The sequence below is a fragment of the Pseudomonas marginalis genome, assembly GCF_900105325.1.
Taxonomy (GTDB): domain Bacteria; phylum Pseudomonadota; class Gammaproteobacteria; order Pseudomonadales; family Pseudomonadaceae; genus Aquipseudomonas; species Aquipseudomonas marginalis.
In genome coordinates this window covers 4,228,890-4,254,710 of sequence record NZ_FNSU01000003.1, presented here as the reverse complement: position 1 = coordinate 4,254,710, position 25,821 = coordinate 4,228,890, and the positions used below count along the sequence as shown (strand labels likewise).

27 protein-coding genes and 1 pseudogene are annotated in these 25,821 nt (G+C 61.6%); 9 read left to right on the top strand and 19 right to left on the bottom strand.

Features of this window, described 5'->3' with window-relative positions; translation table 11 throughout:
• Positions 1 to 71: 71 nt before the first annotated feature.
• Both tagQ and BLW22_RS29215 read left to right on the top strand, forming a co-directional pair.
• Positions 72 to 998 (top strand): type VI secretion system-associated lipoprotein TagQ, encoded by a 927-nt coding sequence (gene tagQ / locus BLW22_RS29220; RefSeq protein ID WP_027608277.1) that lies wholly within the window; start codon positions 72 to 74, stop codon positions 996 to 998.
• A gap of 124 nt (positions 999 to 1,122) precedes the next feature.
• Complete coding sequence (locus tag BLW22_RS29215; protein ID WP_065948786.1) at positions 1,123 to 1,503, top strand: helicase; 381 nt, start codon at positions 1,123 to 1,125, stop codon at positions 1,501 to 1,503.
• A gap of 49 nt (positions 1,504 to 1,552) precedes the next feature.
• Here BLW22_RS29215 and BLW22_RS29210 read toward each other — a convergent pair whose 3' ends face one another.
• From BLW22_RS29210 to exbB, 6 genes are all read right to left on the bottom strand, one after another.
• Positions 1,553 to 2,953 (bottom strand): aminoacyl-tRNA deacylase and HDOD domain-containing protein, encoded by a 1,401-nt coding sequence (locus tag BLW22_RS29210; protein ID WP_065926720.1) that lies wholly within the window; start codon positions 2,951 to 2,953, stop codon positions 1,553 to 1,555.
• A 77-nt stretch (positions 2,954 to 3,030) separates the two neighbouring features.
• Entirely contained in the window at positions 3,031 to 5,106 is a 2,076-nt protein-coding gene (gene recG, locus BLW22_RS29205; protein ID WP_065926719.1) for an ATP-dependent DNA helicase RecG, read from the bottom strand.
• An 8-nt stretch (positions 5,107 to 5,114) separates the two neighbouring features.
• Positions 5,115 to 6,035 (bottom strand): hydrogen peroxide-inducible genes activator, encoded by a 921-nt coding sequence (locus BLW22_RS29200; RefSeq protein WP_015886540.1) that lies wholly within the window; start codon positions 6,033 to 6,035, stop codon positions 5,115 to 5,117.
• 142 nt (positions 6,036 to 6,177) lie between these two features.
• Positions 6,178 to 6,927 (bottom strand): TonB family protein, encoded by a 750-nt coding sequence (locus tag BLW22_RS29195; RefSeq protein WP_027608280.1) that lies wholly within the window; start codon positions 6,925 to 6,927, stop codon positions 6,178 to 6,180.
• A complete protein-coding gene (gene exbD, locus BLW22_RS29190) occupies positions 6,924 to 7,349 on the bottom strand; it encodes a TonB system transport protein ExbD (protein WP_017526806.1) in 426 nt (141 codons plus the stop codon). The genes BLW22_RS29195 and exbD overlap by 4 nt, the downstream gene beginning before the upstream one ends.
• Before the next feature lie 6 nt (positions 7,350 to 7,355).
• Complete coding sequence (gene exbB / locus BLW22_RS29185) at positions 7,356 to 8,327, bottom strand: tonB-system energizer ExbB (protein ID WP_065926717.1); 972 nt, start codon at positions 8,325 to 8,327, stop codon at positions 7,356 to 7,358.
• A gap of 189 nt (positions 8,328 to 8,516) precedes the next feature.
• Here exbB and BLW22_RS29180 point away from each other — a divergent pair, with 189 nt between their 5' ends.
• The gene (locus BLW22_RS29180; RefSeq protein WP_065926716.1) at positions 8,517 to 9,368 is read left to right on the top strand and encodes an SDR family oxidoreductase; all 852 of its coding nucleotides are present in this window, start codon (positions 8,517 to 8,519) and stop codon (positions 9,366 to 9,368) included.
• 64 nt (positions 9,369 to 9,432) lie between these two features.
• Here the strand turns inward: BLW22_RS29180 and BLW22_RS29175 are convergent, their stop codons facing one another.
• The 6 genes from BLW22_RS29175 to BLW22_RS29150 all read right to left on the bottom strand — a co-directional run bounded on the left by BLW22_RS29175 (position 9,433) and on the right by BLW22_RS29150 (position 14,729).
• Complete coding sequence (locus BLW22_RS29175) at positions 9,433 to 10,176, bottom strand: hypothetical protein (RefSeq protein WP_065926715.1); 744 nt, start codon at positions 10,174 to 10,176, stop codon at positions 9,433 to 9,435.
• Positions 10,177 to 10,232: 56 nt separating this feature from the next.
• Positions 10,233 to 10,613, bottom strand: a complete 381-nt coding sequence (locus BLW22_RS29170) for a RidA family protein (RefSeq protein WP_003176922.1) — start codon at positions 10,611 to 10,613, stop codon at positions 10,233 to 10,235.
• 24 nt (positions 10,614 to 10,637) lie between these two features.
• Entirely contained in the window at positions 10,638 to 12,743 is a 2,106-nt protein-coding gene (spoT, locus tag BLW22_RS29165; protein WP_005792489.1) for a bifunctional GTP diphosphokinase/guanosine-3',5'-bis pyrophosphate 3'-pyrophosphohydrolase, read from the bottom strand.
• 60 nt (positions 12,744 to 12,803) lie between these two features.
• Positions 12,804 to 13,067, bottom strand: a complete 264-nt coding sequence (gene rpoZ, locus BLW22_RS29160; RefSeq protein ID WP_017735757.1) for a DNA-directed RNA polymerase subunit omega — start codon at positions 13,065 to 13,067, stop codon at positions 12,804 to 12,806.
• Positions 13,068 to 13,234: 167 nt separating this feature from the next.
• Positions 13,235 to 13,855 carry a guanylate kinase gene (gmk, locus tag BLW22_RS29155; RefSeq protein ID WP_027608284.1) on the bottom strand — a complete coding sequence of 207 codons (621 nt, stop codon included), beginning with the start codon at positions 13,853 to 13,855 and terminating at the stop codon, positions 13,235 to 13,237.
• Positions 13,856 to 13,865: 10 nt separating this feature from the next.
• The gene (locus tag BLW22_RS29150; protein WP_074847984.1) at positions 13,866 to 14,729 is read right to left on the bottom strand and encodes a YicC/YloC family endoribonuclease; all 864 of its coding nucleotides are present in this window, start codon (positions 14,727 to 14,729) and stop codon (positions 13,866 to 13,868) included.
• A gap of 204 nt (positions 14,730 to 14,933) precedes the next feature.
• Between BLW22_RS29150 and rph the strand changes: the two genes are divergently transcribed.
• The gene (rph, locus tag BLW22_RS29145; RefSeq protein ID WP_027608286.1) at positions 14,934 to 15,656 is read left to right on the top strand and encodes a ribonuclease PH; all 723 of its coding nucleotides are present in this window, start codon (positions 14,934 to 14,936) and stop codon (positions 15,654 to 15,656) included.
• A gap of 22 nt (positions 15,657 to 15,678) precedes the next feature.
• Positions 15,679 to 16,047, top strand: coding sequence for a DUF4870 domain-containing protein (locus tag BLW22_RS29140; protein ID WP_027608287.1), 369 nt, complete (start codon positions 15,679 to 15,681; stop codon positions 16,045 to 16,047).
• A gap of 58 nt (positions 16,048 to 16,105) precedes the next feature.
• On the opposite strand, the gene BLW22_RS29135 is transcribed toward BLW22_RS29140, so the two are convergent.
• Positions 16,106 to 16,885: an exodeoxyribonuclease III gene (locus BLW22_RS29135; RefSeq protein WP_003195493.1), complete on the bottom strand. Its 780-nt coding sequence runs from the start codon at positions 16,883 to 16,885 to the stop codon at positions 16,106 to 16,108.
• Between the two features lie 82 nt (positions 16,886 to 16,967).
• Here BLW22_RS29135 and pyrE point away from each other — a divergent pair, with 82 nt between their 5' ends.
• A complete protein-coding gene (gene pyrE / locus BLW22_RS29130) occupies positions 16,968 to 17,615 on the top strand; it encodes an orotate phosphoribosyltransferase (RefSeq protein ID WP_074847982.1) in 648 nt (215 codons plus the stop codon).
• A gap of 62 nt (positions 17,616 to 17,677) precedes the next feature.
• On the opposite strand, the gene argB is transcribed toward pyrE, so the two are convergent.
• From argB to coaBC, 4 genes and pseudogenes are all read right to left on the bottom strand, one after another.
• A complete protein-coding gene (gene argB, locus BLW22_RS29125) occupies positions 17,678 to 18,583 on the bottom strand; it encodes an acetylglutamate kinase (RefSeq protein WP_015886532.1) in 906 nt (301 codons plus the stop codon).
• An 18-nt stretch (positions 18,584 to 18,601) separates the two neighbouring features.
• Positions 18,602 to 20,023, bottom strand: a pseudogene (locus tag BLW22_RS29120) (phosphomannomutase/phosphoglucomutase); the annotation flags it as partial.
• 241 nt (positions 20,024 to 20,264) lie between these two features.
• Entirely contained in the window at positions 20,265 to 20,720 is a 456-nt protein-coding gene (gene dut, locus BLW22_RS29115) for a dUTP diphosphatase (protein ID WP_065926712.1), read from the bottom strand.
• Between the two features lie 5 nt (positions 20,721 to 20,725).
• Positions 20,726 to 21,934 (bottom strand): bifunctional phosphopantothenoylcysteine decarboxylase/phosphopantothenate--cysteine ligase CoaBC, encoded by a 1,209-nt coding sequence (gene coaBC, locus BLW22_RS29110; RefSeq protein ID WP_027608291.1) that lies wholly within the window; start codon positions 21,932 to 21,934, stop codon positions 20,726 to 20,728.
• 143 nt (positions 21,935 to 22,077) lie between these two features.
• On the opposite strand from coaBC, the gene radC reads away from it, so the two are divergent.
• Complete coding sequence (radC, locus tag BLW22_RS29105; protein ID WP_065926711.1) at positions 22,078 to 22,752, top strand: RadC family protein; 675 nt, start codon at positions 22,078 to 22,080, stop codon at positions 22,750 to 22,752.
• 57 nt (positions 22,753 to 22,809) lie between these two features.
• Here the strand turns inward: radC and BLW22_RS29100 are convergent, their stop codons facing one another.
• The gene (locus BLW22_RS29100; protein ID WP_065926710.1) at positions 22,810 to 24,402 is read right to left on the bottom strand and encodes an ABC transporter substrate-binding protein; all 1,593 of its coding nucleotides are present in this window, start codon (positions 24,400 to 24,402) and stop codon (positions 22,810 to 22,812) included.
• A 458-nt stretch (positions 24,403 to 24,860) separates the two neighbouring features.
• On the opposite strand from BLW22_RS29100, the gene rpmB reads away from it, so the two are divergent.
• Both rpmB and rpmG read left to right on the top strand, forming a co-directional pair.
• Positions 24,861 to 25,094, top strand: coding sequence for a 50S ribosomal protein L28 (gene rpmB / locus BLW22_RS29095; RefSeq protein ID WP_003176907.1), 234 nt, complete (start codon positions 24,861 to 24,863; stop codon positions 25,092 to 25,094).
• 11 nt (positions 25,095 to 25,105) lie between these two features.
• Positions 25,106 to 25,261: a 50S ribosomal protein L33 gene (gene rpmG / locus BLW22_RS29090; protein ID WP_003176906.1), complete on the top strand. Its 156-nt coding sequence runs from the start codon at positions 25,106 to 25,108 to the stop codon at positions 25,259 to 25,261.
• A gap of 70 nt (positions 25,262 to 25,331) precedes the next feature.
• Here rpmG and BLW22_RS29085 read toward each other — a convergent pair whose 3' ends face one another.
• The gene (locus BLW22_RS29085; RefSeq protein ID WP_027608294.1) at positions 25,332 to 25,694 is read right to left on the bottom strand and encodes a cupin domain-containing protein; all 363 of its coding nucleotides are present in this window, start codon (positions 25,692 to 25,694) and stop codon (positions 25,332 to 25,334) included.
• Positions 25,695 to 25,821 lie beyond the last annotated feature (127 nt).

Below are 25,821 nucleotides of genomic sequence, written 5' to 3'. Positions count from 1 at the left end.
GGCGAGCTTGGAAGGGACTCAGGCGGCAGTGGCCGCACTGGGCAAGTCAAACTTAGAAGAGAACACAACCTATGCTTTTTTCCCGTAAGGCGGTTTCCAAGCGTCACTTGCTGCTGATCGCGGCCGGTTTCAGCACTGTGCTGACCGGCTGCGCCACGTCGCCGGCCTCCAAGGTCGCGTCGAGCACCAAGGTCGAGTACTACCCCAACTGCTACGAGCCGGTGCAGCACTTGCGCGCCACCGATTCGAACATGACCAAGTCGGTGGTGACCGGTGCGGCCATCGGCGCGGCCGGCGGTGCCCTGCTCGGCGCCCTGACCGGCGACAAGGAAAAACGTGGCCGTAACGCCGCCATCGGCGCAGCGGGCGGGGCCCTGGCCGGCGGCGCAGCGGGGTACTACACCGAGCGTCAGAAGCAGATCGCCGACGACAACCAGCGCATTGCCTCGTATGCGGCTGACGTGAACAAAAGCGCCTCCGACATCGACCGCAGTACCGCGTACGCCAGGGCGTCCCAGCAGTGCTACCAGAGCGCATTCACCAAGTTGGTGGCTGATCGCAAAGCCAAGACCGTCAACGACACCGAAGGCCGCAAGCGCCTGGCGGAAATCGTCTCGGGCCTGAAGGAATCCAATGACCTGATCGTGGCGGTCAACGGCAAAGCCGCCGAAGACCTGAACAACTACACCCAGGCCTACGAGAAAGACCTGCAGCAGGTCGGCGTACAGCGTGCCGACGTGGTCACCGTGGCCAAGGCCGATGTAACGCCCGTTGTGACGCCGGGCAAGAAGAAAGGTACCGGCACCAAGCCACCGAAAAAGCCACCGCTTCCAACCGTACCAACAGAAGCCGTGAGCACCGAGAAAACCTTCCAGACCGCCCAGACCAAGCAGGATGAAAGCAAGAAGGTCGCCAGCGCCGGTAAAGCGCAGATCGAAGGCACTTGCCGCGATCCTAACCTGGTCGACTGGGCACCGGTGCCTTGCCCTAACGTTTAAGTAACATGCTGCTATAAGCGTCAAACGCCAGCCGATCTTCCGCTAATGCGCAAGATCGGTAGCGTTCTTTTTGCAATTGGTTAAACTGCTGCGGCCACTCAATAATTACACCGAGGCCGTGTGCATGAAATTTCGTCTTCTCCTGTGGGTGCTGGGCCTGATGATGGGCAAAGCCAGCCGCACCAATCCTGCCTTCCAGCAACAGCTGGGTGACAAAGACCTCGCGTTCCAGTTGCAGACCCTCGACGGCAAGGTTGCCCGTCACTTCATCGTCAAAGACCAACGCATCACCAGCCGCTCGGGCGTTCACCCGGCGCCGGCGTTCGCCATCGCGTTCAAGGATGCCGCCTACGGCTTCGCCACGATGCAGGCGAAGAACAAGCAACTGGCGTTCATGACGGGGATTCAGGACAAGTCGATCCAGATCAAGGGCAACCCGGCGCTGGTGATCTGGTTCCAGGGGTTGACCAAGTATTTGGGGCGTAAGCGCAGCTCCAAGCGATGAGCCACAAGCTGCAAGCTTGAAGCTGACTACTTGAAGCTTGCAGCTGCTGTTAAGCCTGGCTGAACTGCGAGGCCAATTCGCGCAGCAGCACCTCGGCATCCAGCACCTTGGCCACGACTTCATCCGCTTTGTCACGGCTCAAGCCCAAACGCTCAAGCAGTTCGTCCGGGATGGTCTCGTCCGGCCCGGACCCAATCCCCCGGCTGCGCAGCAGGCGCACGGCCAGGCACACCAGGTTCGGGTATTCGGCGTATTGCCCATCGTAGGTCGGGTCGTGCTGGAAGCGCAGGGCAGTGGACAGCTCGTCCGGCATGTCCCAGTAGCGCATCAGCCAGGCGCCGATCTGCTCGCGGCTGATGCCCAGCAGGTGTTGCTCCACATAGCTGTGGCACAGGTGCGGGTTGACCTCCAGGTGGCGGCAGATCAGCGAGAAGTGCGGCGGGAACACATGGGCCAGCAACAGGTAGCCGAAGTTGTGCAGCAGGCCGGCGAGGTAGGTCAGGCCGGCTTCCGGGCGCTGAGCACGGGGCATGGCGCGGGTCAGGCCTTCGATCACGGCGGCGGTGTAGATGGACTGGTGCCAGTACGGTGTGGCCTGGTGCGGGTGGTCCTTGGGCAGGCTCAAGGTCTTGCCCAGGGCCAGGCCCAAGGCGAGGTTGATCACCAGGTCAAAACCCAGCACGCGCACGATGGCGTCTTCCACCGAGCGGATCTTGCCCGGCGATGCGTAGTACGGCGATGCGGCCCAGCTCACCACTTGGGCGGCCAGTGCCGGGTCGGTTTCGACCACGCCGGTGATGTCGTCGATGGTGGCATTGGGGTCGACGCGCAGCTTGATGATCTTCTGGGCGGTGTCGGCCAGCGGTGGAATCTCGATGGTCGCTTCCAGGCGTTGCTGGATGCGACGGGCGGTAAACGCCTGCATCGCCTGGGTGATTTCCTCACGGTCATCATTGGGGCGGTCGAGGTTCGGGCGGATGTTGCTCAGCGGTTCACCGAACTGGGCCGCGCTGGCCTTGGTGAGCATGGTCTTGAACGCGTCGCTGGCGATTTCCAGCAGCAGCCCGGCTTCGCCCGAATGCACTAGCAGGCTCGGCTCGTCGAGCAGGCTGCCTTCGTACAGGCACGGCGAACTGGTGAGTGCCGGCAGGCCCGGCAGCAGGCTCAGGTCGTGCTTGCCCAGCATGCGCGCGACGCGGTCCGGCGACACGGCCGTAAGGCGGCGACCCGTGAGTTCGGTAAGGCGGTTGAGGTCCAGCAGCTGGTTCTGCGGGAACAGCACCATCAGGGCGCCCACCGCGTCTTCCAGCAAGACGGCCTGGACTTTTTGCGCAGGATTCAGGCCCGGATGTTCGGTGACTTCCGTGTAGCTGATGGCGAGTTTTGCGAGCAAAGCCCGAATGACCGGTGGGGCGGTCAGTGGGGCTGTGGCGTGGGCAACTTCTGACATGGCCTGATCCAATTTCTTACAGTCACCGAAGTATAACCAGCTTGATACACCTGTAGGTCGGATAAGTGCGTCAGGCGTCACACTTGGCCGTATTGCTGCCCATGGCGCAGCCAGCGATCCAGCAGCGGGCTGACGTGATCCGGCCAGCGTTCCAGCAACGCCTGCGCCGCATCGCGTACGGCAGGCAGCAGGTCGGCGTCGCGCATCAGGTCGGCGACCTTGAACTGCAGCAGGCCGGTCTGGCGGGTGCCGAGCATTTCGCCGGGGCCGCGCAGTTCGAGGTCTTTCTCGGCGATGACAAAACCGTCGTTGGTCTCGCGCATGATGCCCAGGCGCTGGCGGCCGATCTGCGACAACGGAGGGTGGTAGAGCAGCACGCAGTGACTGGCGGCGCTGCCTCGGCCCACACGGCCGCGCAATTGGTGCAGTTGCGCCAGGCCCAGGCGCTCGGGGTTTTCGATGATCATCAGGCTGGCGTTGGGCACGTCCACGCCCACTTCAATCACGGTGGTAGCGACCAGCAGCTGCAGGTTACCGGCCTTGAATTCAGCCATCACCGCGGCCTTTTCCGCGGGCTTCATGCGCCCATGGATCAGCCCGACCTTGAGTTCGCCCAGGGCGCTGGTGAGGTCTTCATAGGTGGTCTCGGCGGCCTGGCAGGTCAGCTCCTCGGACTCTTCGATCAGTGTGCACACCCAGTACGCCTGGCGGCCTTCGGCACAGGCGCCGCGCACACGCTCGATCACTTCGACGCGCCGGGTGTCGGTGACCAGCACGGTGTTGACCGGTGTGCGGCCGGGGGGCAGTTCGTCGAGGATCGAAGTGTCGAGGTCGGCGTAGGCGCTCATGGCCAGGGTGCGCGGGATCGGGGTGGCGGTCATGATCAACTGGTGCGGGTTCATGCGCCCGCCCACGCCTTTCTGGCGCAGGGCCAGGCGCTGTTGCACGCCGAAGCGGTGCTGTTCGTCGATGATCACCAGGGCCAGGTTCTTGAACTGCACTTCGTCCTGGAACAGCGCATGGGTACCCACCACCATCGGTGCGCCGCCGGCGATCTGTTCCAGCGCGGCCGCGCGCGTCTTGCCCTTGAGCTTGCCGGCCAGCCACGCGACTTCCAGGCCCAGGGGCTCGAGCCAGCGCTTGAACGTGATGAAGTGCTGCTCGGCGAGGATCTCGGTGGGCGCCATCAGCGCCACCTGGTAACCGGCTTCCAGGGCTTGCAGGGCGGCGAGGGCGGCGACCACGGTCTTGCCCGCGCCCACGTCGCCCTGGATCAAGCGCAGCATCGGCTCGTGCTGGCTGAGGTCGTAGGCGATTTCATTGCCCACGCGCTGCTGGGCGCCGGTCGGCGCAAAGCCGAGGTTGGCCAGGTATTGCGCAGGCAAGCGCGTGGCCTTGGGCATGGCCGGCGCACGCAGGGAGCGCATGCTTTCGCGCAGGCGTTGCTGGGACAGTTGGTGAGTCAGCAGTTCTTCGAACGCCAGGCGGTGCTGGGCCCAGTGATGACCGAGGGCCAGTTCGTCGACATCGGCGTCCGCAGGGGGGTGATGCAGGTAGCGGATCGCATCGGCCAGTGGCGCCAGTTGGTAGTCGCGGGCCAGTTCCAGGGGCAGCCAGTCGGGCAGGCTCTGCGGGCCAAGCATGCTCAGGGTCTGCATGCACAATTGGCGCAGGCGCTGTTGGGTCAGGCCTTCGGTGAGCGGGTAGATCGGCGTGAGGGTGGTGTCCACCGGCGGCGGTTCGTCACCGGTAATGGCGCGGTATTCCGGGTGGTAGATCTCCAGGCCGGAGGCGCCGGGGCGCGCTTCGCCGTAGCAGCGCACGCGGGTGCCGCGCTTGAGGCCTTCTTTCTGTGCGTTACTGAAATGGTAGAAGCGCAGGCTCAGGCCGCCGGTGCCATCCTGCAGGCGCACCACCAGACTGCGGCGCTTGCCCATCACCACGTCGGCACCGCTGACGGTGCCTTCGACCACCGCATCCTGCCCAGGACGCAGTTGGCCGATGGGCACCACGCGAGTGCGATCCTGATAGCGCAGGGGCAGGTGGAACAGCACGTCCTGGAGGTTTTCCAGGCCGACCTTGGCCAGCTTCTCGGCCATGGCCTCGCCGACACCCTTGAGTGCCGTCACCGACACCTGCGACAGCTCAGTCATACGTTTACTTAGCTCGCAGCAGGCGGCTTGGCCACCGAACACAGGCGGATCGAATCGGCGAGGATCTCAATGGCTTTGGGCCGTGGGAAGCTGGCGCGCCAGGCAATCGCCACGGTACGGAACGGCACCGGTGGCGTGAGTGGGCGCACTTCGATCACGCCGGGGGCGTAGTGATGGCTGTCCACTGCCGACAGCGGCAGGATCGAGATGCCCAGGCCGGACGCGACCATATGCCGGATGGTTTCCAGGGAGCTGGATTCCACAGTGGTGTGCTTGGCGCCGTCGTTGCCTTTGGTCAGGGTCGGGCAGGCTTCCAGCACCTGGTCGCGGAAGCAGTGGCCTTCGCCGAGCAGCAGCAGGCTCTTGTCGTTGAGCAGGCCGGCGTCGATGGTGTCTTTTTGCGTCCACGGATGGGAGGCGGGCATCAGCACGTAGAACGGCTCGTCGTAGAGCGGCAGGGTCAACACATCCGCTTCGTTGAACGGCAGCGCGATGATGATCGCGTCCAGCTCGCCGTTGCGCAGTTTGTCGCGCAGCACGTGGGTAAAGTTTTCTTCGATATACAGCGGCATCTGCGGCGCGACGCGGTGCAGTTGCGGGATCAGGTGCGGGAACAGGTACGGGCCGACGGTATAGATGGCGCCGACTTTCAGCGGTGCGGTCAGCTGGTTCTTGCCGGCCTGGGCCAGTTCGCGAATGCTTTGCGCCTGTTCCAGCACCTTCTGGGCCTGGGCCACGATGCCTTCGCCCACCGGGGTGAGGCGCACGGCGCTTTTGCTGCGCTCGAAAATCAGCACACCGAGTTCGTCTTCAAGCTTCTTCACGCCCACCGACAGCGTCGGCTGGCTGACGTGGCAACGCTCGGCCGCGTGGCCAAAGTGTTGCTCTTGGGCGAGGGTGACGATGTAGCGTAATTCTGTAAGAGTCATAGCGGGCGTCCATGAGGTTGCGGGCCAAGCATACCGGCTGCAATCGATAGACGCACGTTATCAGAACTTTGCTGGGGATTGAGGGGGGAATGCGCGGGATTTTGCTGAGAGTGGCGAGGGGTGTCCCTCGCCATCATCATTTTCAGCGACGACGCTTCTCGATGTTGTACACGAACGGTGCAACGATCTCGATGCTGCCGCCCTTGAGCATATCGGCTGGCGGCTTGGGCAGCGGCTGGGCACGACGGATCATGTCCAGGGTGGCGCGGTCCAGGTCGGCGTTGCCGGAACGCCCCACCAACTCGTAGGACAGCACGTTACCGTCGCCATCCACCACGAACTTCAGGCGGTTCAGGCCTTCCTTGCCACGGGCCTGGGCACCTGGCGGGTACTTCTTGTACTTCTGCAAGTGTGCCAGCAGGGTGCCTTCCCAGGACGCTTTGGCGGCGATCTGTTGCGGCGACGGGCCAGGTACGGGCTGGGCCGATTTTTCAGCCGGTGCCTTGGTGGGCGGAGCGTCGCTCGGCGGGTCCTCGGAGGGTTTCTCCTTGGGCGGCTCGATCTTTTTCTCCACCGGCTTGGGCGGCTGCGGTTTAGGCTTGGGCTTGACCGGCTTGGGCACCTGGATCGTTGGCTTGGGCGCCTCGGCCAGTTTCGGCAGGGGCAGCTCTTCCACCGGTGCAGGCGGTTGCGGCGGCGTTACCACTTTCGGCGGCGCCGGAGGCGGCGGTGCAGGCATCGGGGCCAGGTCGATGACCATGGCTGCCGGCGGCAACTGCACCGTGCGCGGCGCTGACCAGTGGAGCGCGATGGCAATCGCGACGGCATGCACGCCCAGCACGACGGCGAGGCTGGTGCCATAACGCGTCAGTTTGTGGCGCGTCGTGATCATTTCTTGGCTGCCGTCTCAAGTCCGACCAGGCCTACCTTGAGGTAGCCGGCTGCCCGCAGGGCATCCATCACGCTCATCAGGTCGCCGTAGTCCACGCCCTTGTCGGCCTGGAAGAAGATCGTCGTGTCCTTCTTGCCTTGGGTCTTGGCATCGAGCACCGGCCCCAGGGTTTCGGTCTTGACCTCTTCTTCGCCCAGGAACAGGCGTTGGTCCGCCTTGACGCTGAGGAAGATCGGTTTCTCCGGCCGCGGCGCAGGCTTGGCGCTGGAGGCGGGCAGGTCAACCTTGATGTCCACGGTGGCCAATGGAGCGGCCACCATGAAGATGATCAGCAGCACGAGCATCACGTCGATAAACGGCGTGACGTTGATTTCGTGGTTCTCGACGAGTTCGTCGTCGCCTTGATTCAAATGCAGGCCCATGGCCGATTACCCCACTTTCACCATGTGCGGTTGCGAGCTGCGCTCGGTAGGCAGGTGATCGAGGTCGCGGCTGACCAGCAGCAGGACTTCTGCCGACGCGTCCGATACCTGGGCCTTGTAGCCGGCAATCGAACGGGCGAAGACGTTGTAGATCACTACCGCAGGAATCGCGGCGACCAGGCCCAGGGCGGTTGCCAGCAGGGCTTCGGCGATGCCGGGGGCGACGACGGCGAGGTTGGTGGTCTGGGTTTTGGCGATGCCGATGAAGCTGTTCATGATGCCCCAGACGGTACCGAACAGGCCGACGAACGGCGCGGTGGAGCCGATGGTCGCGAGCACGCCGGTGCCGCTGCTCATGTTACGGCCGCAGGCTGCAACCAGGCGTTCCAGGCGGAACGCCACGCGCTCCTTGATGCCTTCTTTTTCACGGGTGTTGGCCGACAGGCGCATTTCTTCCAGTGCGTCGTGCACCAGGGTGTTGGCCAGGGTGCCTTTCTTGGTCGCGCTTTCGCTGGCTTCCTTGAGGGTGGTGGCCTTCTTCAGGTGGACGATTTCAGTGCGCAGACGGCGCTTGGCACCCAGCAGCTCGAAGCCTTTGGCGATCCAGATGGTCCAGGTAATGATCGACGCGATGGCCAGGCCGATCATCACGGCTTTCACCACCACGTCAGCATTCTGGTACATGCCCCATGGCGACAGGTCGTGGGCCATGCCCAGGGTGTTGTCTTCTTCCAGCACGACACCGGTTTCGTCGGCGGCGGCTGGGACTGCAGCCTGGGCCGGGTCGGTGGCCGCAGCGGGTGCGGTTGGAGCCGCAGCATTGTGCTCGGCGGCGGCCGGGGTAGCCGGGGCGGTGGCATCAGCGAATGCGGCGGTCGGCGCCAGCAGTACGCTGAACAGCATCGCAGCAATCGCACGCCAGGCGCGGGATGGGCTGTGAAGCTTGGTTGGCGAAGCGGGGGTTGTATTACGTGTCATGCTGGCCGGACCTGAGAGAAGAAAATGACTGATCGTCCTTCCAGACCCAAAGGGGTCGAGGACAAATGGGCGGTTATTATTGCAAGTAATTCTTGTTAACAGAAGTAATACAGTAACTTTATTTGCCCTTTTTCTGGCCGCCGGTCTGCTGCGAGGGCTAATCTAGACCTTTAAGAACGGAGTTTTATGATGTCTGTGCCTTCGGTTGTGATTGCCGGATGTGGCGATGTGGGTAGTCGGCTGGCTAGCCAATTGCTGGCCTCGGAATGGGAGGTTCATGGCCTGCGGCGCGATATTTCACGCCTGCCCGACGGGGTGATCGGCATTGCCGGCGACCTGTTCAACAAGGATTGCCCTGACACCTGGCCGATCGGCGGGGTGGATTACCTGGTGTACTGCGCCGCCGCCACCGACCACGATGAGGCCGGTTATCGCGCCGCTTACGTGCAAGGGTTGCAGCATGTGCTGGAGTGGCTGAAGGATTATGGCCAGGAGCCCAGGCACCTGCTGTTTGTGTCCAGCAGCAGCGTATACGGACAGCAGAATGGCGAGTGGGTCGACGAAACCTCCGAAACCCAGGCCAAGGGTTATTCCGGGCAAGTCATGCTGGAGGCCGAGCAGGTGGCACTTAACAGTGGCATTCCTGCGAGCGTCGTGCGGTTGACCGGCATTTACGGTCCTGGTCGCGAATGGCTGCTGACCCAGGTGCGCCAGGGGTACCGTGTAGCGCTTGATCCGCCTTTATACGGCAACCGTATACACGCCGATGATGCGGCGGGCTTGCTGGCATTTTTGCTACGCCACGTGGAGCAGGGCGGTTCGCTGGATAAGGTCTATATCGGCGTCGACGATGCACCGGCGCCCTTGGCCGAGGTGGTGGCCTGGCTGCGTGACTACCTGGGCGTCACTGAGTGGTCCGAGGACGCGAGTGTGCGGCGTGCGGGCAGCAAGCAATGCAGCAATGCCCGGATAAAGGCGCTGGGGTGGACGCCCACGTATGCGAGCTACCGCGAAGGGTACGCAGCCATTCTTAAAGGCTGAAATGCGGTTAAAGATGTGGGAGGGGGTAAGTCCCTCTCCCACATTTGGAGCTGGGTGATGACTGCTATTGTTTTTCAAGCAGCCATTGGCGCGGCCCGGGAGTGAACTGAGGCACTTCATCCGCTTGAGCGGTGTTGACCGCCTGGAAGATCTCCAACTGCTTGCCCTTGCGCACGAAGATCCACGGGTTACCCACGCCGTTGAGCTGCAGCCACATGCTGTCGTAGCCGCCGCTCATGGAGGCACAGTCACCGGCCAGGCACAGAGAGTACCGATCAACATTGGGCAAACCGGCGACCTTGCCGTCAGGCTGGAACTGGACAGTGGCACCGTTGCCGAAGCCGTCGGTGATCTTCCAGTCGCCGCCCATATAGGCTGCGTACAGGGCGCGTTCGAAGTTGGCACCCAGCGGCGCACCTTCCGGTGCAGGTTCCTTGGCGCGGGCAAAGAGCTGCTCGGGCTCGTTGTCGTTGGCCACTTGCAGCAGTTGCCTGCCTTTGCGCTTGAGTTCAGTGGCGGAGCTGCCGTAGAAGTCGACGCTCCAGGCGCCGGACTGTTCGCCGAGCAACTTGCCTTCCGCGACTTCAAAACCGTTGTAGTAACGTGCCTGCGAAGCCTTGGGGTTGACCTCCCATTCGAGGTTCGGGCCATAGCTTTGCAGCGCTTCACGCAAAGGGCCGCCCTTGGCTGCCGCATCGATGGCGACCTGGTTGATCCAGGTGCCGCTCACATCCTGGTTGGCAGGGTTGCTGGCGCAGCCGCCGAGCAACAGGGCGAGCAACGAAGAGGCTACAAGCGCTTTGCGCATCATGAAATCCTTTTAAAACGAAGTCGGCGCAGCCTATGGAGGCTGCGCCGGGTGTTTTACTCGATGACCAGAATTGCGTCCATCTCAACCTGTGCGCCCTTTGGCAGGGCGGCAACACCAATGGCGGCGCGGGCTGGGTAAGGTTGTTCGAAGTACTTGCCCATGATCTCGTTGACCTTGGCGAAGTGGCTCAGGTCGGTGAGGAAGATGTTCAGCTTGACGATGTCCTTGAACGAGCCGCCGGCAGCTTCGGCCACGGACTTTAGGTTTTCGAAGACCTGTACGGTCTGGGCTTCGAAGCCTTCCACCAGTTCCATGGTCTTTGGGTCCAGCGGGATCTGGCCGGACATGTAGACGGTGTTGCCCGCCTTGATGGCCTGGGAGTAAGTACCGATGGCGGCTGGGGCCTTGTCGCTGGTGATAACGGTCTTGGTCATGAATGACTCCTTGTAATGGATGGGCTACGCACGCATGCGGGTGATGCGGATCACACCGGTCAAGGCGCGCAGTTTCTTGATCACGCGGGCCAGGTGCACGCGGTCATGCACGCTGACCACCAGCTGGACCACGCTGATGCGACCATCGCGCTCGTCCATGCTGATTTTCTCGATATTGCCGTCGGCCGCGTTGACGCTGCTGGCCAGCAGGGCGATCAGGCCGCGCTGGTGTTCCAGCTCCACGCGCAGCTCGACGTTGAATTCGCCGGTGACATCCTTGGCCCACGAGAGCTGGATGCATTTTTCCGGGTTGTGACGGATCTCGGTGATGTTGCGGCAGTTGTCGAGGTGAACAACCATGCCCTTGCCAGCCGACAGGTGGCCGACAATCGGGTCGCCAGGGATCGGCGTGCAGCATTTGGCGTAGCTGAGCACCAGGCCCTCTGTGCCGCGAATCGCCAGCGGGCCTTCGGGGCTTGGCAACTGTTCGCCTTCGCCCAGCAGGCGGCGTGCGACCACGTAGGCCATGCGGTTGCCCAGGCCGATATCTTCCAGCAGGTCTTCGATGGTTTCCTGGCGGTACTCGTGGAGCATCGCTTGCACGCGCTCCTGCGCAATCTTGTCCAAGGCGCTGTCGAAGCCGTTGAGCACTTTGTTCAGCAGGCGTTCGCCCAGGCTGATGGACTCGGAGCGGCGCTGCAGTTTCAGCGCGTGGCGGATGTGTGTGCGGGCCTTGCCGGTGACCACGAAGTTGAGCCACGCCGGATTCGGGCGGGCTCCGGGTGCACTGACGATCTCGACCGTGGAGCCGCTTTGCAGCGGTTCGGACAGCGGCGCGAGACGGCGGTTGATCCGGCAGGCAATGCAGCTGTTGCCGACGTCGGTGTGCACCGCGTAGGCAAAGTCGACCGCAGTGGAGCCTTTGGGCAGCTCCATGATGCGGCCTTTGGGCGTGAATACGTAGACCTCGTCCGGGAACAGGTCGATTTTCACGCTTTCGATAAATTCCAGGGAGTTGCCGGCACGTTGCTGCATTTCCAGCACGCCCTTGACCCACTGGCGGGCGCGGGCATGGGTGCCTTTGGGCTGCTCGTCGCCGCTGGATTTGTACAGCCAATGGGCGGCGATGCCGTTGTTGGCCATCTCTTCCATTTCGCGGGTGCGGATCTGGATCTCGATCGGCACCCCGTGCATACCGAACAGTGTGGTATGCAGCGATTGATAGCCGTTGGCCTTGGGAATGGCGATGTAGTCCTTGAAGCGCCCCGGCAGGGGTTTGTACAAATTATGTACAGCACCGAGGACGCGGTAGCAGGTATCGACCTTGTCCACGATGATGCGGAACGCGTACACGTCCATGATCTCGTTGAAGGCCCGGCGCTTGCCGCGCATCTTCTTGTAGATGCCATAGATGTGCTTCTGCCGGCCGCTGACCTCGCCCTCGATCTCGTCGATCGCCAGGCAATGGCTCAGGGATTCTTCGATCTTGTTGACGATTTCCTTGCGGTTGCCCCGGGCGCGCTTGACGGCCTGGTAGATGCGCGCCGAACGCATCGGGTGCATGGCCTTGAAGCCGAGGTCTTCGAACTCGATACGAATGGCGTGCATACCCAGCCGGTTGGCAATGGGCGCGTAGATTTCCAGGGTTTCCTTGGCGATGCGCCGGCGTTTTTCGCCGGACAGCACTTCCAGCGTGCGCATGTTGTGCAGCCGGTCGGCCAGCTTGACCAGGATCACCCGGATGTCCCGGGCCATGGCCATGGCCATTTTCTGGAAGTTTTCCGCCTGGGCTTCGGCCTTGGTCTCGAAGTTCATCTGGGTCAGTTTGCTGACCCCGTCGACCAGTTCGGCCACGGTTTCGCCAAATTGCGCACTGAGCGCTTCCTTGGCAATGCCGGTGTCTTCGATCACGTCATGCAGCATCGCGGCCATCAGGCTCTGATGGTCCATGTGCATGTCGGCCAGGATATTCGCCACCGCAAGAGGATGGGTGACGTACGCCTCACCGCTTCGGCGGCGTTGCCCGTCGTGGGCCTGTTCGGCGTAGAAATACGCTCGGCGGACCAGGTTGACCTGGTCGGGGCCGAGGTAGGCCGATAAGCGATCGGCGAGGGCGTCTATGCTCGGCAAAGTGTGAACTCCTGCCGAAGGCTGTGACCCCGCGCCGTGCTACGTCGACCAGGCATAGGCTTAGACGGCCTCGTTGGACTCGTCCTCGAACGCTGCAAACAACGGTTCGTCTTCAACGATTTCAGCGTTGGCGATGAACTCGTAGCTCATCAGGCCTTCAGCGATTTCACGCAGGGCTACAACGGTAGGCTTGTCGTTTTCCCACTGGACCAGGGGCTCTTTGCCGCCAGTGGCCAGTTGACGGGCACGCTTGGTAGAGAGCATGACCAGCTCAAAGCGGTTTGCCACGTGGTCTAGGCAGTCTTCAACGGTTACGCGGGCCATGATATTCCTCGGAGCGAATGCAAGATGCGCGCTGCCCGGTTGGGCGAGCGGACTGAGCAGTTTAAAAAATCACCAGCGTTTAGGGAAGCGCTGATTTTTCGCAGGCTCTCGCAAAACCGCTGCAAGCGCCAATGTAAAGCCCTTGCAGCGGTTTTGGGAAGGGCCAATCAGCCGAGCAGTTCGGCGAGTAATTTGCCGAAACGCTGCTGTTGACGCTTTTGCTGGAGCTGATTGGCGCGGAAAATCGCCTTCAGGTCATCCAGCGCGTGGGAAAAATCGTCGTTAATGATCAGGTAGTCGTAGTCGACATAGTGGCTCATTTCGCTGACAGCTTCCCGCATGCGGCCTTCGATGATCTCGTCGCTGTCCTGGCCACGGTTGGTCAGGCGCTGGTGCAAGGCTTCGAGCGACGGCGGCAGGATAAAGATCGAGCGTGCCTTGGGCATCAGCTGGCGCACTTGCTCGGCGCCCTGCCAGTCGATTTCCAGGATCAGGTCGTGGCCTTCGTCCAGGGTCTGCTGCAGGTGGCTCTGCGAGGTGCCGTAGAGGTTGCCGAACACCTCGGCGCGCTCGAGGAAGTCGCCATGCTCGATCATCTTGACGAACTCGGTGCGCTCGACGAAGTGATAGTGCACGCCGTTCACCTCGCCCGGACGCATGGCGCGGGTGGTGTGGGAGATCGAGATGCGAATCTGCTCGTCAGCGTCGGTCAGGGCCTTGACCAGGCTGCTCTTGCCCGCGCCCGAAGGGGCGGAAATGATGTACAGGGTGCCGGTGCTATGGGTCATGGAGGTTGCCTTACTCAATATTCTGTACTTGTTCGCGCATCTGCTCGATCAACACCTTGAGGTTGACCGCCGCCGTGGTGCTGCGCGGATCGAAAGCCTTGGAGCCCAGTGTATTGGCTTCGCGGTTGAGTTCCTGCATCAGGAAGTCCAGGCGCCGACCAGCGGCGCCGCCGGACTTGAGCACGCGGTGCACTTCGAGGATGTGGGTGCTCAGGCGATCCAGTTCTTCGGCGACATCGCTCTTCTGCGCGAGCAGCACCATTTCCTGCTCCAGGCGCACGGGGTCGAGGTCGGCCTTCATGTCGGTGAAGCGGTCGAGGACCTTCTGGCGTTGGGTGGCGAGCATCTGCGGTACCAGCTCGCGCAAGGTGACCACGTCTGCTTCGATCGACGTCAGGCGCTCGTTGATCAGTCGGGCCAGTTCGGCGCCTTCACGCTCGCGGCCAGCCTTGAGTTCCTTCAATCCCTGGGTGAACAGGGCGAGGGCTTCGGCGTTGAGGGCTTGCGGATCGGAGGCGTCGGCCACCAGCACACCGGGCCAGGCCAGTACTTCCAGAGGGTTCAGTGCGGCGGGCTGCTTGATCAGGCCGGCGACGGTTTCGGCCGCGGCGACCAGTTGCGCAGCGCGCTCGCGGTCTACCTGCAGCGGCTTGCCGGTGGTTTCTTCGGTAAAGCGCAGGGTGCATTCCAGCTTGCCGCGGGAGATGCCCTGGCGCAGTGCCTCACGCACGGCGCCTTCGAGGTCGCGGAAGGATTCCGGCAGGCGCAGGTGCGGCTCCAGGTAGCGGCTGTTGACCGAGCGCAGTTCCCAGCTCAGGGTGCCTTGGGCGCCGGCTTTTTCGACGCGGGCAAAGGCGGTCATGCTGTGCACCATGGAGGTACCTCGCGATGCAGTCCCGCGAAAGCGGGCTGATGGGTAAATTGAAGCCGACAGGCTGCGAAGGCGCGGGATTGTAGCGCAGTGGGGCGGGCGCGCCCAAACCCTGGGCATTCGTAACCAGATTTTTAGCAGTGCCCCGAATCGGCTCGCGGCTCTATAATGCTCGGCAGTTTTTCGTCCTCAGTACAGGTATCCCCTATGAAACGTCCAAGTGGTCGCGTTGCCGATCAGCTCCGCTCGATCCGCATCACCCGCAACTACACCAAACACGCCGAGGGATCCGTACTGGTCGAGTTTGGCGATACCAAGGTTATCTGCACCGTCAGCGTTGAAAATGGCGTGCCGCGCTTCCTCAAGGGCCAGGGCCAGGGTTGGCTGACCGCCGAATATGGCATGCTGCCACGCGCCACCGGCGAGCGTAACCAGCGTGAAGCCAGCCGTGGCAAGCAAGGCGGCCGTACCCTGGAAATCCAGCGCCTGATCGGGCGCTCCCTGCGCGCGGCCCTGGATATGACCAAGCTGGGCGACGTGACTCTCTACGTCGACTGCGACGTGATCCAGGCCGATGGCGGTACGCGCACCGCCTCCATCACCGGCGCCATGGTGGCGCTGGTCGACGCGCTTAAAGTCATCAAGAAGCGCGGCGGCCTGAAAGGCGGCGACCCACTGAAGCAGATGATCGCCGCCGTATCGGTGGGCATGTACCAGGGCGAGCCGGTGCTGGACCTGGATTACCTGGAAGACTCGGCTGCCGAGACCGATCTGAACGTAGTGATGACCAGCACCGGTGGTTTCATCGAAGTGCAGGGCACCGCCGAAGGTGCGCCATTCCAGCCGGCCGAGCTGAACGCCATGCTGGCCCTGGCCCAGAAAGGCATGACTGAGATCTTCGAACTGCAGAACGCCGCACTGGCTGACTGAGTACGCCTCAAGGAGAAGCGCCATGAATGACAGCCAAATGCCGGTGCCTACGCCTTCCTACGAGGTGCGTCAGGGGGCAATGTTGTGCCATCTTGCTGCGTTCCTGGGGTTTGTATTCCCCTTCGGCAGCGTCGTGGGGCCGCTGATCCTGTGGCAGATGAAAAAAGAAGTGGATCCGTTCATTGACGACCAGGGCAAGGAGGCACTGAATTTCCAGATCACCGTAGCCATCGCCTGGATCATTTGCATCGTGCTGGCCTTCGCGGTCATTGGGTTTTTCCTGATGACGGCCTTGGTCATCGCAAGCGTGGTGCTGACGATCATCGGCGCAATCAAAGCCAACAAAGGGATCGCCTATCGCTATCCCTTGACCTGGCGCCTGGTCAAATAATCGACACCCACAAAAAAACCGACAGCGATGTCGGTTTTTTTGTGCCTGGATAAAGACCCTAGATGGTCAGTGTCCAGTCATAGTCCACGATCAGCGGCGCGTGCTGCGAGAAGCGCGGCTGGCGCGGCAGGCGTGCACTGCGAACGAACCGGCGCAGACCCGGGGTCAGCAACTGGTAGTCGAAGCGCCAGCCCAGGTTGAGCATCTCAGCCTGTTCATTGTCTGGCCACCAGCTGTACTGGTCACCTTCGCGGCTGACTTCGCGCAGCGCATCCACATAGCCCATGTTGCCGACAATCTCGTCCATCCAGGCCCGTTCCGGCGCCAGGAAGCCCGGGGATTGCTGGCTGTCACGCCAGTTCTTGATATCCAGCTTCTGTTGCGCCACGTACAGCGAGCCACAGTAAATGTACTCGCGACGCTTGCGTCGCTGTTTATCCAGGTAACGGGCGAAATCGTCCATTAGCTTGAACTTCTGGTTCAAGTCTTCATCGCCGTTCTGCCCCGAAGGAAGCAGCAAGGTCGCGATGCTGACCTTGTCGAAATCGGCTTGCAGGTAGCGCCCGTAGCGGTCGGCTGTCTCGAAGCCGAGGCCGCTGATGACCGCCTTGGGTTGCAACCGCGAGTACAAAGCCACGCCACCTTGGGTGGGCACTTCGGCATCGCAGGCATAAAGGAAGTAGCCATCCAGTTGGAAGGCTGGGTCGTCCAGTTCAAAGGCGGAGGCGCGGGTGTCCTGCAGGCAGATGACGTCGGCATTCTGAGCTTGCAGCCAACTGAGCAAACCACGCTCGACTGCAGCCTGAATACCATTAACGTTCACACTGATGATCCGCATAAATGGCCCCAAAAATCGCGTGCGTGTATGATACACGCCGTCTACCTAATTAGCTAAATCCGTGGTATCTGAGGCTTTTTTCATGCAGGCGTATCAACGCGATTTCATTCGTTTTGCCATCGATCGCGGGGTTTTGCGCTTCGGTGAGTTCACCCTCAAGTCCGGGCGCACCAGCCCGTATTTCTTCAATGCAGGCTTGTTCAACTCGGGTTCGGCCCTGGCTCAGTTGGGGCGCTTCTACGCGGCAGCCATCGTTGAAAGCGATATTTCCTTCGACGTGCTGTTTGGCCCGGCCTACAAGGGCATCCCCCTGGCCGCTGCAACAGCCGTGGCCCTGGCGGAACATCATGGGCGCGATCTGCCATGGTGCTTCAACCGCAAGGAAGCCAAGGCCCATGGCGAAGGCGGCAGCCTGGTGGGCGCGCCGCTTACCGGCGATGTATTGATCATCGATGACGTGATCACGGCCGGTACGGCTATCCGTGAAGTGATGCAGATCATCGCGTCCCAGGACGGCGCCAAGGCCGCCGGTGTGCTGATCGCGCTGAACCGTCAGGAGCGTGGCAACGGTGAGTTGTCGGCGATCCAGGAAGTGGAGCGTGATTTCGGTATTCCAGTGGTCAGCATCGTGTCGTTGAACCAGGTGCTGCAGTTCCTGGAAGACGACCCGCAGCTCAAGCAGCACTTGCCGGCAGTTAAGGCGTATCGCGAGCAGTTCGGCGTTCAGTAATCGCCGAACCATAAAAAAGCCCCGCTCAACCAGGTTGAGCGGGGCTTTTTGTTTTCAGCGTTTTAAGGGCGCTTGCGATTACTGATCAGCGTGCCCACACCCGTATCGGTGAAGATTTCCAGCAGGATTGCATTCGGTACACGGCCATCCAGGATCAGCGAGCTGCCGACGCCGCCTTGCACCGCTTCCAGCGCGCAACGGATCTTCGGCAGCATGCCGCCGTAGATGGTGCCGTCGGCGATCAGTTCGTCCACTTGTTGAGTGGTCAAACCGGTCAGCACCTTGCCTTCCTTGTCCATCAGGCCGGCAATGTTGGTCAGCAGCATCAGCTTTTCAGCCTTCAATGCTTCGGCCACCTTGCCCGCCACCAGGTCGGCGTTGATGTTGTAGGACTCACCGTTGGCACCCACGCCGATCGGCGCGATCACCGGGATGAAGTCGCCCTTGACCAGCAGGTTCAGCAGGTCGGTGTTGATGCCGATCACTTCGCCTACCTGGCCGATATCGATGATTTCCGGCTGGGTCATTTCCGGCGTCTGACGGGTAACGGTCAGTTTTTTCGCGCGGATCAGCTCGGCGTCCTTGCCGGTCAGGCCAATGGCGCTGCCGCCATGACGGTTGATCAGGTTGACGATGTCTTTGTTCACCTGGCCGCCGAGGACCATCTCCACCACGTCCATGGTCTGCGCGTCAGTGACGCGCATGCCATCGATGAAGTGACTCTCGATCGACAAGCGCTTGAGCAGGTCGCCGATCTGCGGGCCGCCGCCGTGGACCACCACGGGGTTGATTCCCACGGCTTTCATCAACACGATGTCGCGGGCAAAGCCGGTTTTCAGCTCGTCGCTTTCCATGGCATTGCCGCCGTACTTGATCACCAGCGTCTTGCCGACGTAGCGTCGAATATAAGGCAACGCTTCGGACAGGACCTTGGCGGTGTTGGCAGCGGCTTCGCGTTCGAGGGTCATTCAGGGCTCCGGTAAAAATCAGAACGGTAATTGGAGATCAGGGGCAACACGTTTCAACTGGGCGTGGAACACGTCCTTGATGCGCTGCAACTCAGCCTCGGTATCCGCCTCGAAACGCAGCACCAGCACCGGTGTGGTGTTGGACGCGCGAACCAGGCCCCAGCCCTTGGCGTAATCGACTCGCACACCATCAATGGTGGTCAGGTGGGCGCCTTCACCCCATTGCGCATCGTGCAGTGCGTCAATGATGCTGAATTTGCTCTCCTCGGTCACATGGATATTGATCTCTGGCGTAGAAATATCATTCGGGAAGGTCTGAAACAGCGAATCGCAGGTGGATTTTTCCTTGCTGAGGATCTCCAGCAGACGGGCGGCGCTGTAAATGCCGTCGTCAAACCCGAACCAGCGCTCCTTGAAGAACACGTGGCCGCTCATTTCGCCGGCCAACAGCGCGCCGGTTTCCTTCATTTTCTTTTTGATCAACGAGTGACCGGTCTTCCACATTAGCGGACGGCCACCATATTCCTTGATCAGCGGGGTGAGGCGGCGGGTGCACTTCACGTCGAAAATGATCTCGGCACCCGGGTTGCGCGCCACCACATCGCGGGCGAACAGCATCAGCAGGCGGTCCGGGAATACGATCTCGCCGGTTTCGGTCACTACGCCTACACGGTCGCCGTCGCCGTCAAAGGCCAGGCCGACGTCAGCACCGGTTTCCTTGACCTTGGCGATCAGGTCCACCAGGTTTTCCGGTTTGCCTGGGTCCGGGTGGTGGTTGGGGAAGTTGCCATCGACTTCGCAGAACAGCGGGATCACTTCGCAGTTCAAGGCTTCGAGCAGCTGCGGGGCGATCACGCCGGCCGCGCCGTTGCCGCAGTCCACCACCACTTTGAGGCGGCGTGCGAGTTTGACGTCGCCGGTGATTTCATCAGAGTAGCGCTGCAGGATGTCAACTTTGGTGATGCTGCCTTTGCCGCTGGTCAGGTCGTTGGTCTTCAGGCGGGTGTGCAGGGCCTGGATCTGTTCGTTGGCCAGGGTGTCGCCGGCGATGACGATCTTGAAGCCGTTGTAGTCCGACGGGTTATGACTGCCGGTCAGCATTACCCCGGATTTGCCGGCCAGTACATTGGCGGCGTAGTACAGCGCGGGAGTGGGCACCAGGCCCACATCGCTGACATGGCAGCCGCTGTCGGCCAGGCCCTGGATCAGTTGTTCCACCAGTTCCGGACCGGACAGGCGACCGTCACGACCGACCGAGACGTTCGGCTCGTCCTGGGCCAGGCTCTGGGAACCAATGGCGCGGCCAATCCAGTAGGCGGTTTCGGCGGTCAGGGTCTTGGGGACTACGCCACGAATGTCATAGGCGCGAAAGATGCTGTCGGGGAATGTCGGGGCTACTCGGGCTGCGGTACTCATCGCGGGGGGAAACTCCATCTCAAGGGGGGCAAGGCTGGCCTTAATGTGGCTGACCGGCAGGCTCAAACTGAAGGGTATGACGGTGTTTTCGGCAGAGAGTTCGTGGTGCAAAAGTGCCATCGGAGCTTGGCCCCTGTCTTTATTCCTGCGTAATGCATTGATTTAAAATGGGAAATCTCGCTGATAAAGTCCGCGCATTCTTCATCCTGAAAAGCCTTGCGGGGGCATCGAGCCGGGCAAAAGCGCCCGGCCAGGTTCAGCGTAGTCAGTGACTGCCGGAATGCCCAAAACCGCCTGCGCCGCGTTGGGTTTCGTCGAAATCCTGCACCAGTTCGAAGCGCGCCTGCACCACCGGCACCAATACAAGCTGGGCAATGCGCTCGCCGACAACGATGTTGAACGCCGTCTGGCCACGATTCCAGCACGACACCATCAACTCGCCTTGGTAGTCCGAGTCGATCAGGCCTACCAGGTTACCCAGCACGATACCGTGTTTGTGGCCCAGGCCGGAGCGCGGCAGGATCAGCGCGGCCAGGCCCGGGTCGCCGACGTAGATCGACAGGCCGGTGGGAATCAGGACGGTCTGGCCCGGTTCAAGGACGGTGTCTTGCTTGAGCATGGCGCGCAGGTCCAGGCCGGCGGAACCTGGGGTGGCGTAGGCCGGCAGCGGGAATTCGGTGCCGATGCGGGGGTCGAGGATCTTGGCTTGCAAAGCGTGCATGGAAATTAAACCTGGTTCAGCCGTTGGGCGATAAAAGAGATCAGTTGGCGGGCAATCTTGCCTTTGCTGGTCTGGGCGAAAAGAGTGGCGTGCAGCTCGCGGTCGATCACGCTGCAGGCGTTTTCCTCGCTGTTGAAGCCGATGCTCGGGTTGGCGACATCATTGGCAACGATCAGGTCGAGGTTTTTGTCTTTCAGTTTGCGTGCGGCGTAGTCCAGCAGGTGCTCGGTCTCGGCGGCAAAGCCGACACTGAACGGGCGGTCCGGACGCGTGGCGATTGTGGCCAGGATGTCCGGGTTGCGCACCATTTGCAGGAGCAGCCCGTCACCGCTCGTAGGGTCTTTCTTGAGCTTTTGCGGGGCGACGACTTCAGGGCGGTAGTCTGCAACCGCTGCCGAAGCGATAAACAGGTCACAGGGAATGGCGGCCTCACAGGCGGCCAACATGTCCCGGGCGCTGACTACGTCGATTCGCGTGACGCGATCGGGGGTCGGCAAGTGCACCGGACCGGTGATCAGGGTAACGCGTGCGCCTGCCTCGACCGCGGCTTCCGCCAAGGCAAAGCCCATTTTTCCTGAGCTATGGTTGGTGATGTAGCGTACCGGGTCGATGTTTTCCTGGGTCGGGCCGGCCGTAATCAGCACGTGCCGGCCGGTCAGGGCCAGGTGCTGGAAGCATTCGGCGGCGCACAATGCCAGGTCGGTGGCTTCGAGCATGCGGCCCATGCCGACATCGCCGCAGGCCTGGCTGCCGGAGGCCGGGCCGAACACCTTGAGGCCACGACTTTGCAGGAGCTGGGTGTTGGCCTGGGTCGCCGGGTCGCGCCACATGGCCTGATTCATGGCCGGGGCGATGGCGACGGTGGCGTCGGTGGCCAGTACCAGGGTGGTCAGCAGGTCATCGGCAATGCCTTGCGCCAGGCGCGCAATCAGGTCGGCGGTGGCTGGGGCGATCAGTACCAGGTCGGCCCACTTGGCAAGTTCGATATGACCCATGGCGGCTTCGGCTGCCGGGTCCAGCAGGTCCAGGTGAACCGGGTGTCCGGACAAGGCCTGCATGGTCAGCGGAGTAATGAACTCACTGCCGCCGCGGGTCATGACCACGCGCACTTCAGCGCCCTGGTCGAGAAGCCTGCGGACCAGCTCTGCGCTCTTGTAGGCGGCAATGCCGCCGCCGACGCCGAGAACGATGCGTTTCCGATACAGACGCTGCATTGGTTTGCCTTTCCAGTTCAGTGAAGCCAGTTCAGTGACGCCTGCGATGCCCCCTCCCCAGGTGAAATCGCACGCAAAAAAGAGGGCCTACGATAACACAGCGCCCGCCCCGCAACAGCGGCGCACATGCACAGGGAGGTGGAATGAGTATTCGTGATTGGCCGGCGGCAGAGCGGCCGCGAGAGAAGCTTTTGGAGTGGGGTGCTGCGAGTCTGTCCGATGCTGAATTGCTGGCGATCTTCCTGCGCACCGGGGTAACCGGCAGGAGCGCGGTGGACCTGGCGCGCCATCTGCTGGCGCAATTTGGCGGTTTGCGCCCGCTGCTGGAAGCCAGCCAGGCGGTGTTCAGCCAGCAATTGGGCTTGGGGCCGGCGAAGTTTGCGCAGTTGCAGGCGGTACTGGAAATGTCCCGGCGCCATATGGCCGAACGCCTGCGCAGCGATTCGGTGCTGGAAAGCCCGGTGGCCGTGCGCAATTACCTCAAGTCGCTGTTGCGCCATGAGCCCCATGAAGTTTTCGGCTGCCTGTTTCTCGATTCAAAGCATCGGGTGCTGGGGTTCGAAGTGTTGTCCGAGGGGACCATCGACGCTGCCGTGGTCTACCCGCGGCAAGTGGTCAAGCGCGCCCTGGCCTATAACGCGGCGGCGTTGATTCTGTGTCACAACCATCCTTCCGGGAGCGTGGAGCCCAGCGCGGCTGATCGAAAATTGACCAAGCTGCTGCAAAAGGCCCTGGAAGTGGTGGATGTGCGGGTACTGGATCACATCATCGTGGGGGACGGTGATCCGTTGTCGATGGCGGAATATGGGTGGATGTAGGACGGAACAGCTGCAAGCCTCAAACGGGCTTGCAGCTTGCAGCTTGCAGCTTGCAGCTTAGGGCTTGACGCTGACCTTCGAGAAATCCTGGCGCCCGAATGGGCTCACCTGGTAGCCCTCGACGCTCTTGCGCGCCAGGGCGAACGCCGTCGGGTGCGCCAGCGGCAACCACAGCGCCTGTTGCTGGATCTGCGCCTGGGCCTGCTGGTACAGCTTGCTGCGTACACCTTGTTCGCTGGTGGTCTTGCCGGCGCTGATCAGCTTGTCCAGCGTCGGGTCACAGTAGCGGGCGAAGTTGGTGCCGGATTTAACCGCCGCGCAGGAAAACTGTGGGGTCAGGAAGTTATCCGGGTCGCCGTTGTCGCCGGCCCAGCCCATGAACAGCAGGTCGTGTTCACCCGCTTTGGCGCGGCGAATCAGCTCGCCCCATTCGATCACGCGGATCTCGGCCTGGATGCCCACCTTGGCCAGGTCCGCCTGCAGCAGTTGCGCGCCGAGGTTCGGGTTAGGGTTCAGCAGGCTGCCGGTGGGGCGCGTCCAGAGGGTGGTCTTGAAGCCGTCCTTGAGGCCGGCACGGTCCAGCAAGGCCTTGGCCTTGGCGAGGTCCTGTGGATAACCCGGCAAGTCTTTGGCGTAGCTCCAGGTATTGGGCGGGTACGGGCCGTTGGCGGCTTCGGCGGTGCCTTCAAACACCGCCTTGAGGTAGCTGCCCTTGTCGAAGGCCAGGTTAATGGCCTGGCGCACCTCGGGCTTGTCCAACGGTGGGTGCTGGCTGTTGATGGCCACGAATGCGGTCATGAATGCTGCGGTTTTTTCTACCTTGAGTGCGGGGTCCTTTTCGGCCTCGCCCACATCCAGGGGCTTGGGCGACAGGGCGATCTGGCATTCGTTGCGATGCAGTTTCTGCAGGCGCACGTTGGCGTCCGGGGTAATGGCGAAGATCAAGTTATCCACAGCCGGTTTGCCGGCAAAATAGTCCGGGTTGGCCTTGTAGCGCACCACGGCATCTTTCTGGAAACGGCTGAAGATGAACGGCCCGGTGCCGATCGGCTGGCTGTTGAGCTTCTCCGGCGTGCCGGCCTTGAGCAGTTTGTCGGCGTATTCCGCCGGGTAGATCGAGGCAAAGCCCATGCTCAGGGCCGCGAGGAAGGTGGAGTCGGCGTGATCGAGGGTAAAGCGCACGGTCAGCGGGTCGAGGGCATCGATCTTCTTGACCAGCGTTGGCAATTGCAGGGACTGGGCGTGGGGGAAGCCGCTCTGGGCGATCTTGTGCCACGGGTTGGCCGGGTCGAGCATGCGTTCGAAGCTGAAGCGCACGTCTTCGGCGGTCAGGGTGCGGCTTGGGGTGAAATACTCGGTGCGATGGAATTTCACGTCCGGGTGCAGCTTGAAGGTATAGGTCAGGCCATCCGGCGAGACGTCCCAGCTGTCCGCCAGGCTGGGCACCAGTTTGCCGCTGGCCGCGTCGTAGTCCACCAGGCGATTCATCAGCACATCGGCCGAGGCGTTGGTGGTGGTCAGCGAGTTGTATTGCACCACATCGAACCCTTCGGGGCTGGCCTCGGTGCAGACGCTCAAGTTGCTGGCGGCAGAGGCCAGCGGCGCGATAAATAGAGGGGCTAGCAATAGCGGTAGGGCAGCGAGGCGCATGTTCGGTTTCCTTTGCAGATCGAAGGCCCATCTGCGAGTGCAGTCTGGAAAAGCCCTACCGTAGTGGTCTGGTTGATAAATGACTAGCCCATTTTTGCCTGTGCTTTTGCTTCAAATACTGTTTTGATGGCACCCCAGCGCGTTTCGCTGTGCGCTTTGCTGCGCGCGCGAGCGCTGTAAATCATTCTGTGCGACGAGCGGTCGGTTGTTACAGCGGCCCCTCCTGGCAACGGTTCGGGCGTCTGTCGCCGAGATTTACGCCGGTAAAAATACACGGGCTGTTGTTGCACATGGGTCTTTCTGGTATAAAGCAGCGCTCTTTTCTAGGGGCCCGGTTCCTTCGCTTGTAGGTGTAGCCGGTAAGACCCTAAAGAAACGCGGCGCCTGGCGCCAAATGACTGAGAGATTAAGCGGCCAACCCATGCCGGGTTGGGCATGTGGTTTTAGAGGGCTGAGGCATGTCGAGAGTCTGTCAAGTTACCGGTAAGGGTCCGGTGACTGGGAATAACATTTCCCACGCAAATAACAAAACCCGTCGTCGTTTCCTGCCGAACCTGCAGCATCACCGCTTCTGGGTTGAAGAAGAGAAACGTTTTGTTCGCCTGCGTGTATCTGCCAAAGGCATGCGTATTATCGACAAGCGTGGCATCACTGTCGTGCTGGCCGAAATCCGCGCCGCTGGCAAGATCTAAGGAGCTCTATCATGCGTGAATTGATTCGAATGATCTCTAGCGCCGGTACTGGTCACTTCTACACTACCGACAAGAACAAGCGTACTACCCCGGACAAGCTCGAAAAGAAAATGTTCGACCCGCGCGTTCGCAAGCACGTGATCTACAAAGAAGGCAAAATCAAGTAATTGATTTTCCTCCTTGTGAAAAAAGCCCGTATCTCACGATACGGGCTTTTTTTTGCGTCGGATTTACTGATCAGGCTTTCTGCTCGAACACCACGTAGATCTTGCGGCACGGCTCCAGCACTTCCCAGGTGCCGCTGAAGCCGGCGGGGATCACGAAGCGGTCGCCGGCACGCAAGGTCTTCGCATTGCCCTCGGCGTCGCGCAATACAGAGACGCCCTGCACGATCTCGCAATACTCATGCTCGCTGTAGTTGACCTGCCACTGCCCGACCTCACCTTCCCAGACACCGGCGTTCATCTGGCCGCACGGGCTGTTGTAATGGTTGTACACCGTTTGTTCGGGATCGCCCTTGAGGATTTTTTCTGCGGCAGGGCGGTAGCGGTCTGGGGCGGTGTTGGCCTGGCTGAAGTCGACGATGTCCTGGATGCTCATGTGCGTGTCCCGTCTGGCCTGCGGTTGGAGAGCCCAAAGTCTATGTTTATTAAAATGAACATCGCAAGGGCGTTTACCGCGGTTATGTCAAATATATTGAAACATCCCTGGCCGCTGGTTTAGGGTG

Bases quoted from the DNA above. Each gene is read 5' to 3' on its own strand.
- BLW22_RS29175 (WP_065926715.1), bottom strand. From the start codon at position 10,176: ATGCGCAAAGCGCTTGTAGCCTCTTCGTTGCTCGCCCTGTTGCTCGGC.
- exbB (WP_065926717.1), bottom strand. From the start codon at position 8,327: ATGACACGTAATACAACCCCCGCTTCGCCAACCAAGCTTCACAGCCCA.
- rpmG (WP_003176906.1), top strand. From the start codon at position 25,106: ATGCGTGAATTGATTCGAATGATCTCTAGCGCCGGTACTGGTCACTTC.
- BLW22_RS29180 (WP_065926716.1), top strand. From the start codon at position 8,517: ATGTCTGTGCCTTCGGTTGTGATTGCCGGATGTGGCGATGTGGGTAGT.
- BLW22_RS29140 (WP_027608287.1), top strand. From the start codon at position 15,679: ATGAATGACAGCCAAATGCCGGTGCCTACGCCTTCCTACGAGGTGCGT.
- pyrE (WP_074847982.1), top strand. From the start codon at position 16,968: ATGCAGGCGTATCAACGCGATTTCATTCGTTTTGCCATCGATCGCGGG.
- radC (WP_065926711.1), top strand. From the start codon at position 22,078: ATGAGTATTCGTGATTGGCCGGCGGCAGAGCGGCCGCGAGAGAAGCTT.
- BLW22_RS29135 (WP_003195493.1), bottom strand. From the start codon at position 16,885: ATGCGGATCATCAGTGTGAACGTTAATGGTATTCAGGCTGCAGTCGAG.
- dut (WP_065926712.1), bottom strand. From the start codon at position 20,720: ATGCACGCTTTGCAAGCCAAGATCCTCGACCCCCGCATCGGCACCGAA.
- BLW22_RS29150 (WP_074847984.1), bottom strand. From the start codon at position 14,729: ATGGTGCACAGCATGACCGCCTTTGCCCGCGTCGAAAAAGCCGGCGCC.
- BLW22_RS29100 (WP_065926710.1), bottom strand. From the start codon at position 24,402: ATGCGCCTCGCTGCCCTACCGCTATTGCTAGCCCCTCTATTTATCGCG.
- BLW22_RS29085 (WP_027608294.1), bottom strand. From the start codon at position 25,694: ATGAGCATCCAGGACATCGTCGACTTCAGCCAGGCCAACACCGCCCCA.
- rpmB (WP_003176907.1), top strand. From the start codon at position 24,861: ATGTCGAGAGTCTGTCAAGTTACCGGTAAGGGTCCGGTGACTGGGAAT.
- gmk (WP_027608284.1), bottom strand. From the start codon at position 13,855: ATGACCCATAGCACCGGCACCCTGTACATCATTTCCGCCCCTTCGGGC.
- BLW22_RS29200 (WP_015886540.1), bottom strand. From the start codon at position 6,035: ATGACTCTTACAGAATTACGCTACATCGTCACCCTCGCCCAAGAGCAA.
- rph (WP_027608286.1), top strand. From the start codon at position 14,934: ATGAAACGTCCAAGTGGTCGCGTTGCCGATCAGCTCCGCTCGATCCGC.
- BLW22_RS29195 (WP_027608280.1), bottom strand. From the start codon at position 6,927: ATGATCACGACGCGCCACAAACTGACGCGTTATGGCACCAGCCTCGCC.
- rpoZ (WP_017735757.1), bottom strand. From the start codon at position 13,067: ATGGCCCGCGTAACCGTTGAAGACTGCCTAGACCACGTGGCAAACCGC.
- tagQ (WP_027608277.1), top strand. From the start codon at position 72: ATGCTTTTTTCCCGTAAGGCGGTTTCCAAGCGTCACTTGCTGCTGATC.
- exbD (WP_017526806.1), bottom strand. From the start codon at position 7,349: ATGGGCCTGCATTTGAATCAAGGCGACGACGAACTCGTCGAGAACCAC.
- BLW22_RS29210 (WP_065926720.1), bottom strand. From the start codon at position 2,953: ATGTCAGAAGTTGCCCACGCCACAGCCCCACTGACCGCCCCACCGGTC.
- argB (WP_015886532.1), bottom strand. From the start codon at position 18,583: ATGACCCTCGAACGCGAAGCCGCTGCCAACACCGCCAAGGTCCTGTCC.
- BLW22_RS29215 (WP_065948786.1), top strand. From the start codon at position 1,123: ATGAAATTTCGTCTTCTCCTGTGGGTGCTGGGCCTGATGATGGGCAAA.
- BLW22_RS29170 (WP_003176922.1), bottom strand. From the start codon at position 10,613: ATGACCAAGACCGTTATCACCAGCGACAAGGCCCCAGCCGCCATCGGT.
- recG (WP_065926719.1), bottom strand. From the start codon at position 5,106: ATGACTGAGCTGTCGCAGGTGTCGGTGACGGCACTCAAGGGTGTCGGC.
- coaBC (WP_027608291.1), bottom strand. From the start codon at position 21,934: ATGCAGCGTCTGTATCGGAAACGCATCGTTCTCGGCGTCGGCGGCGGC.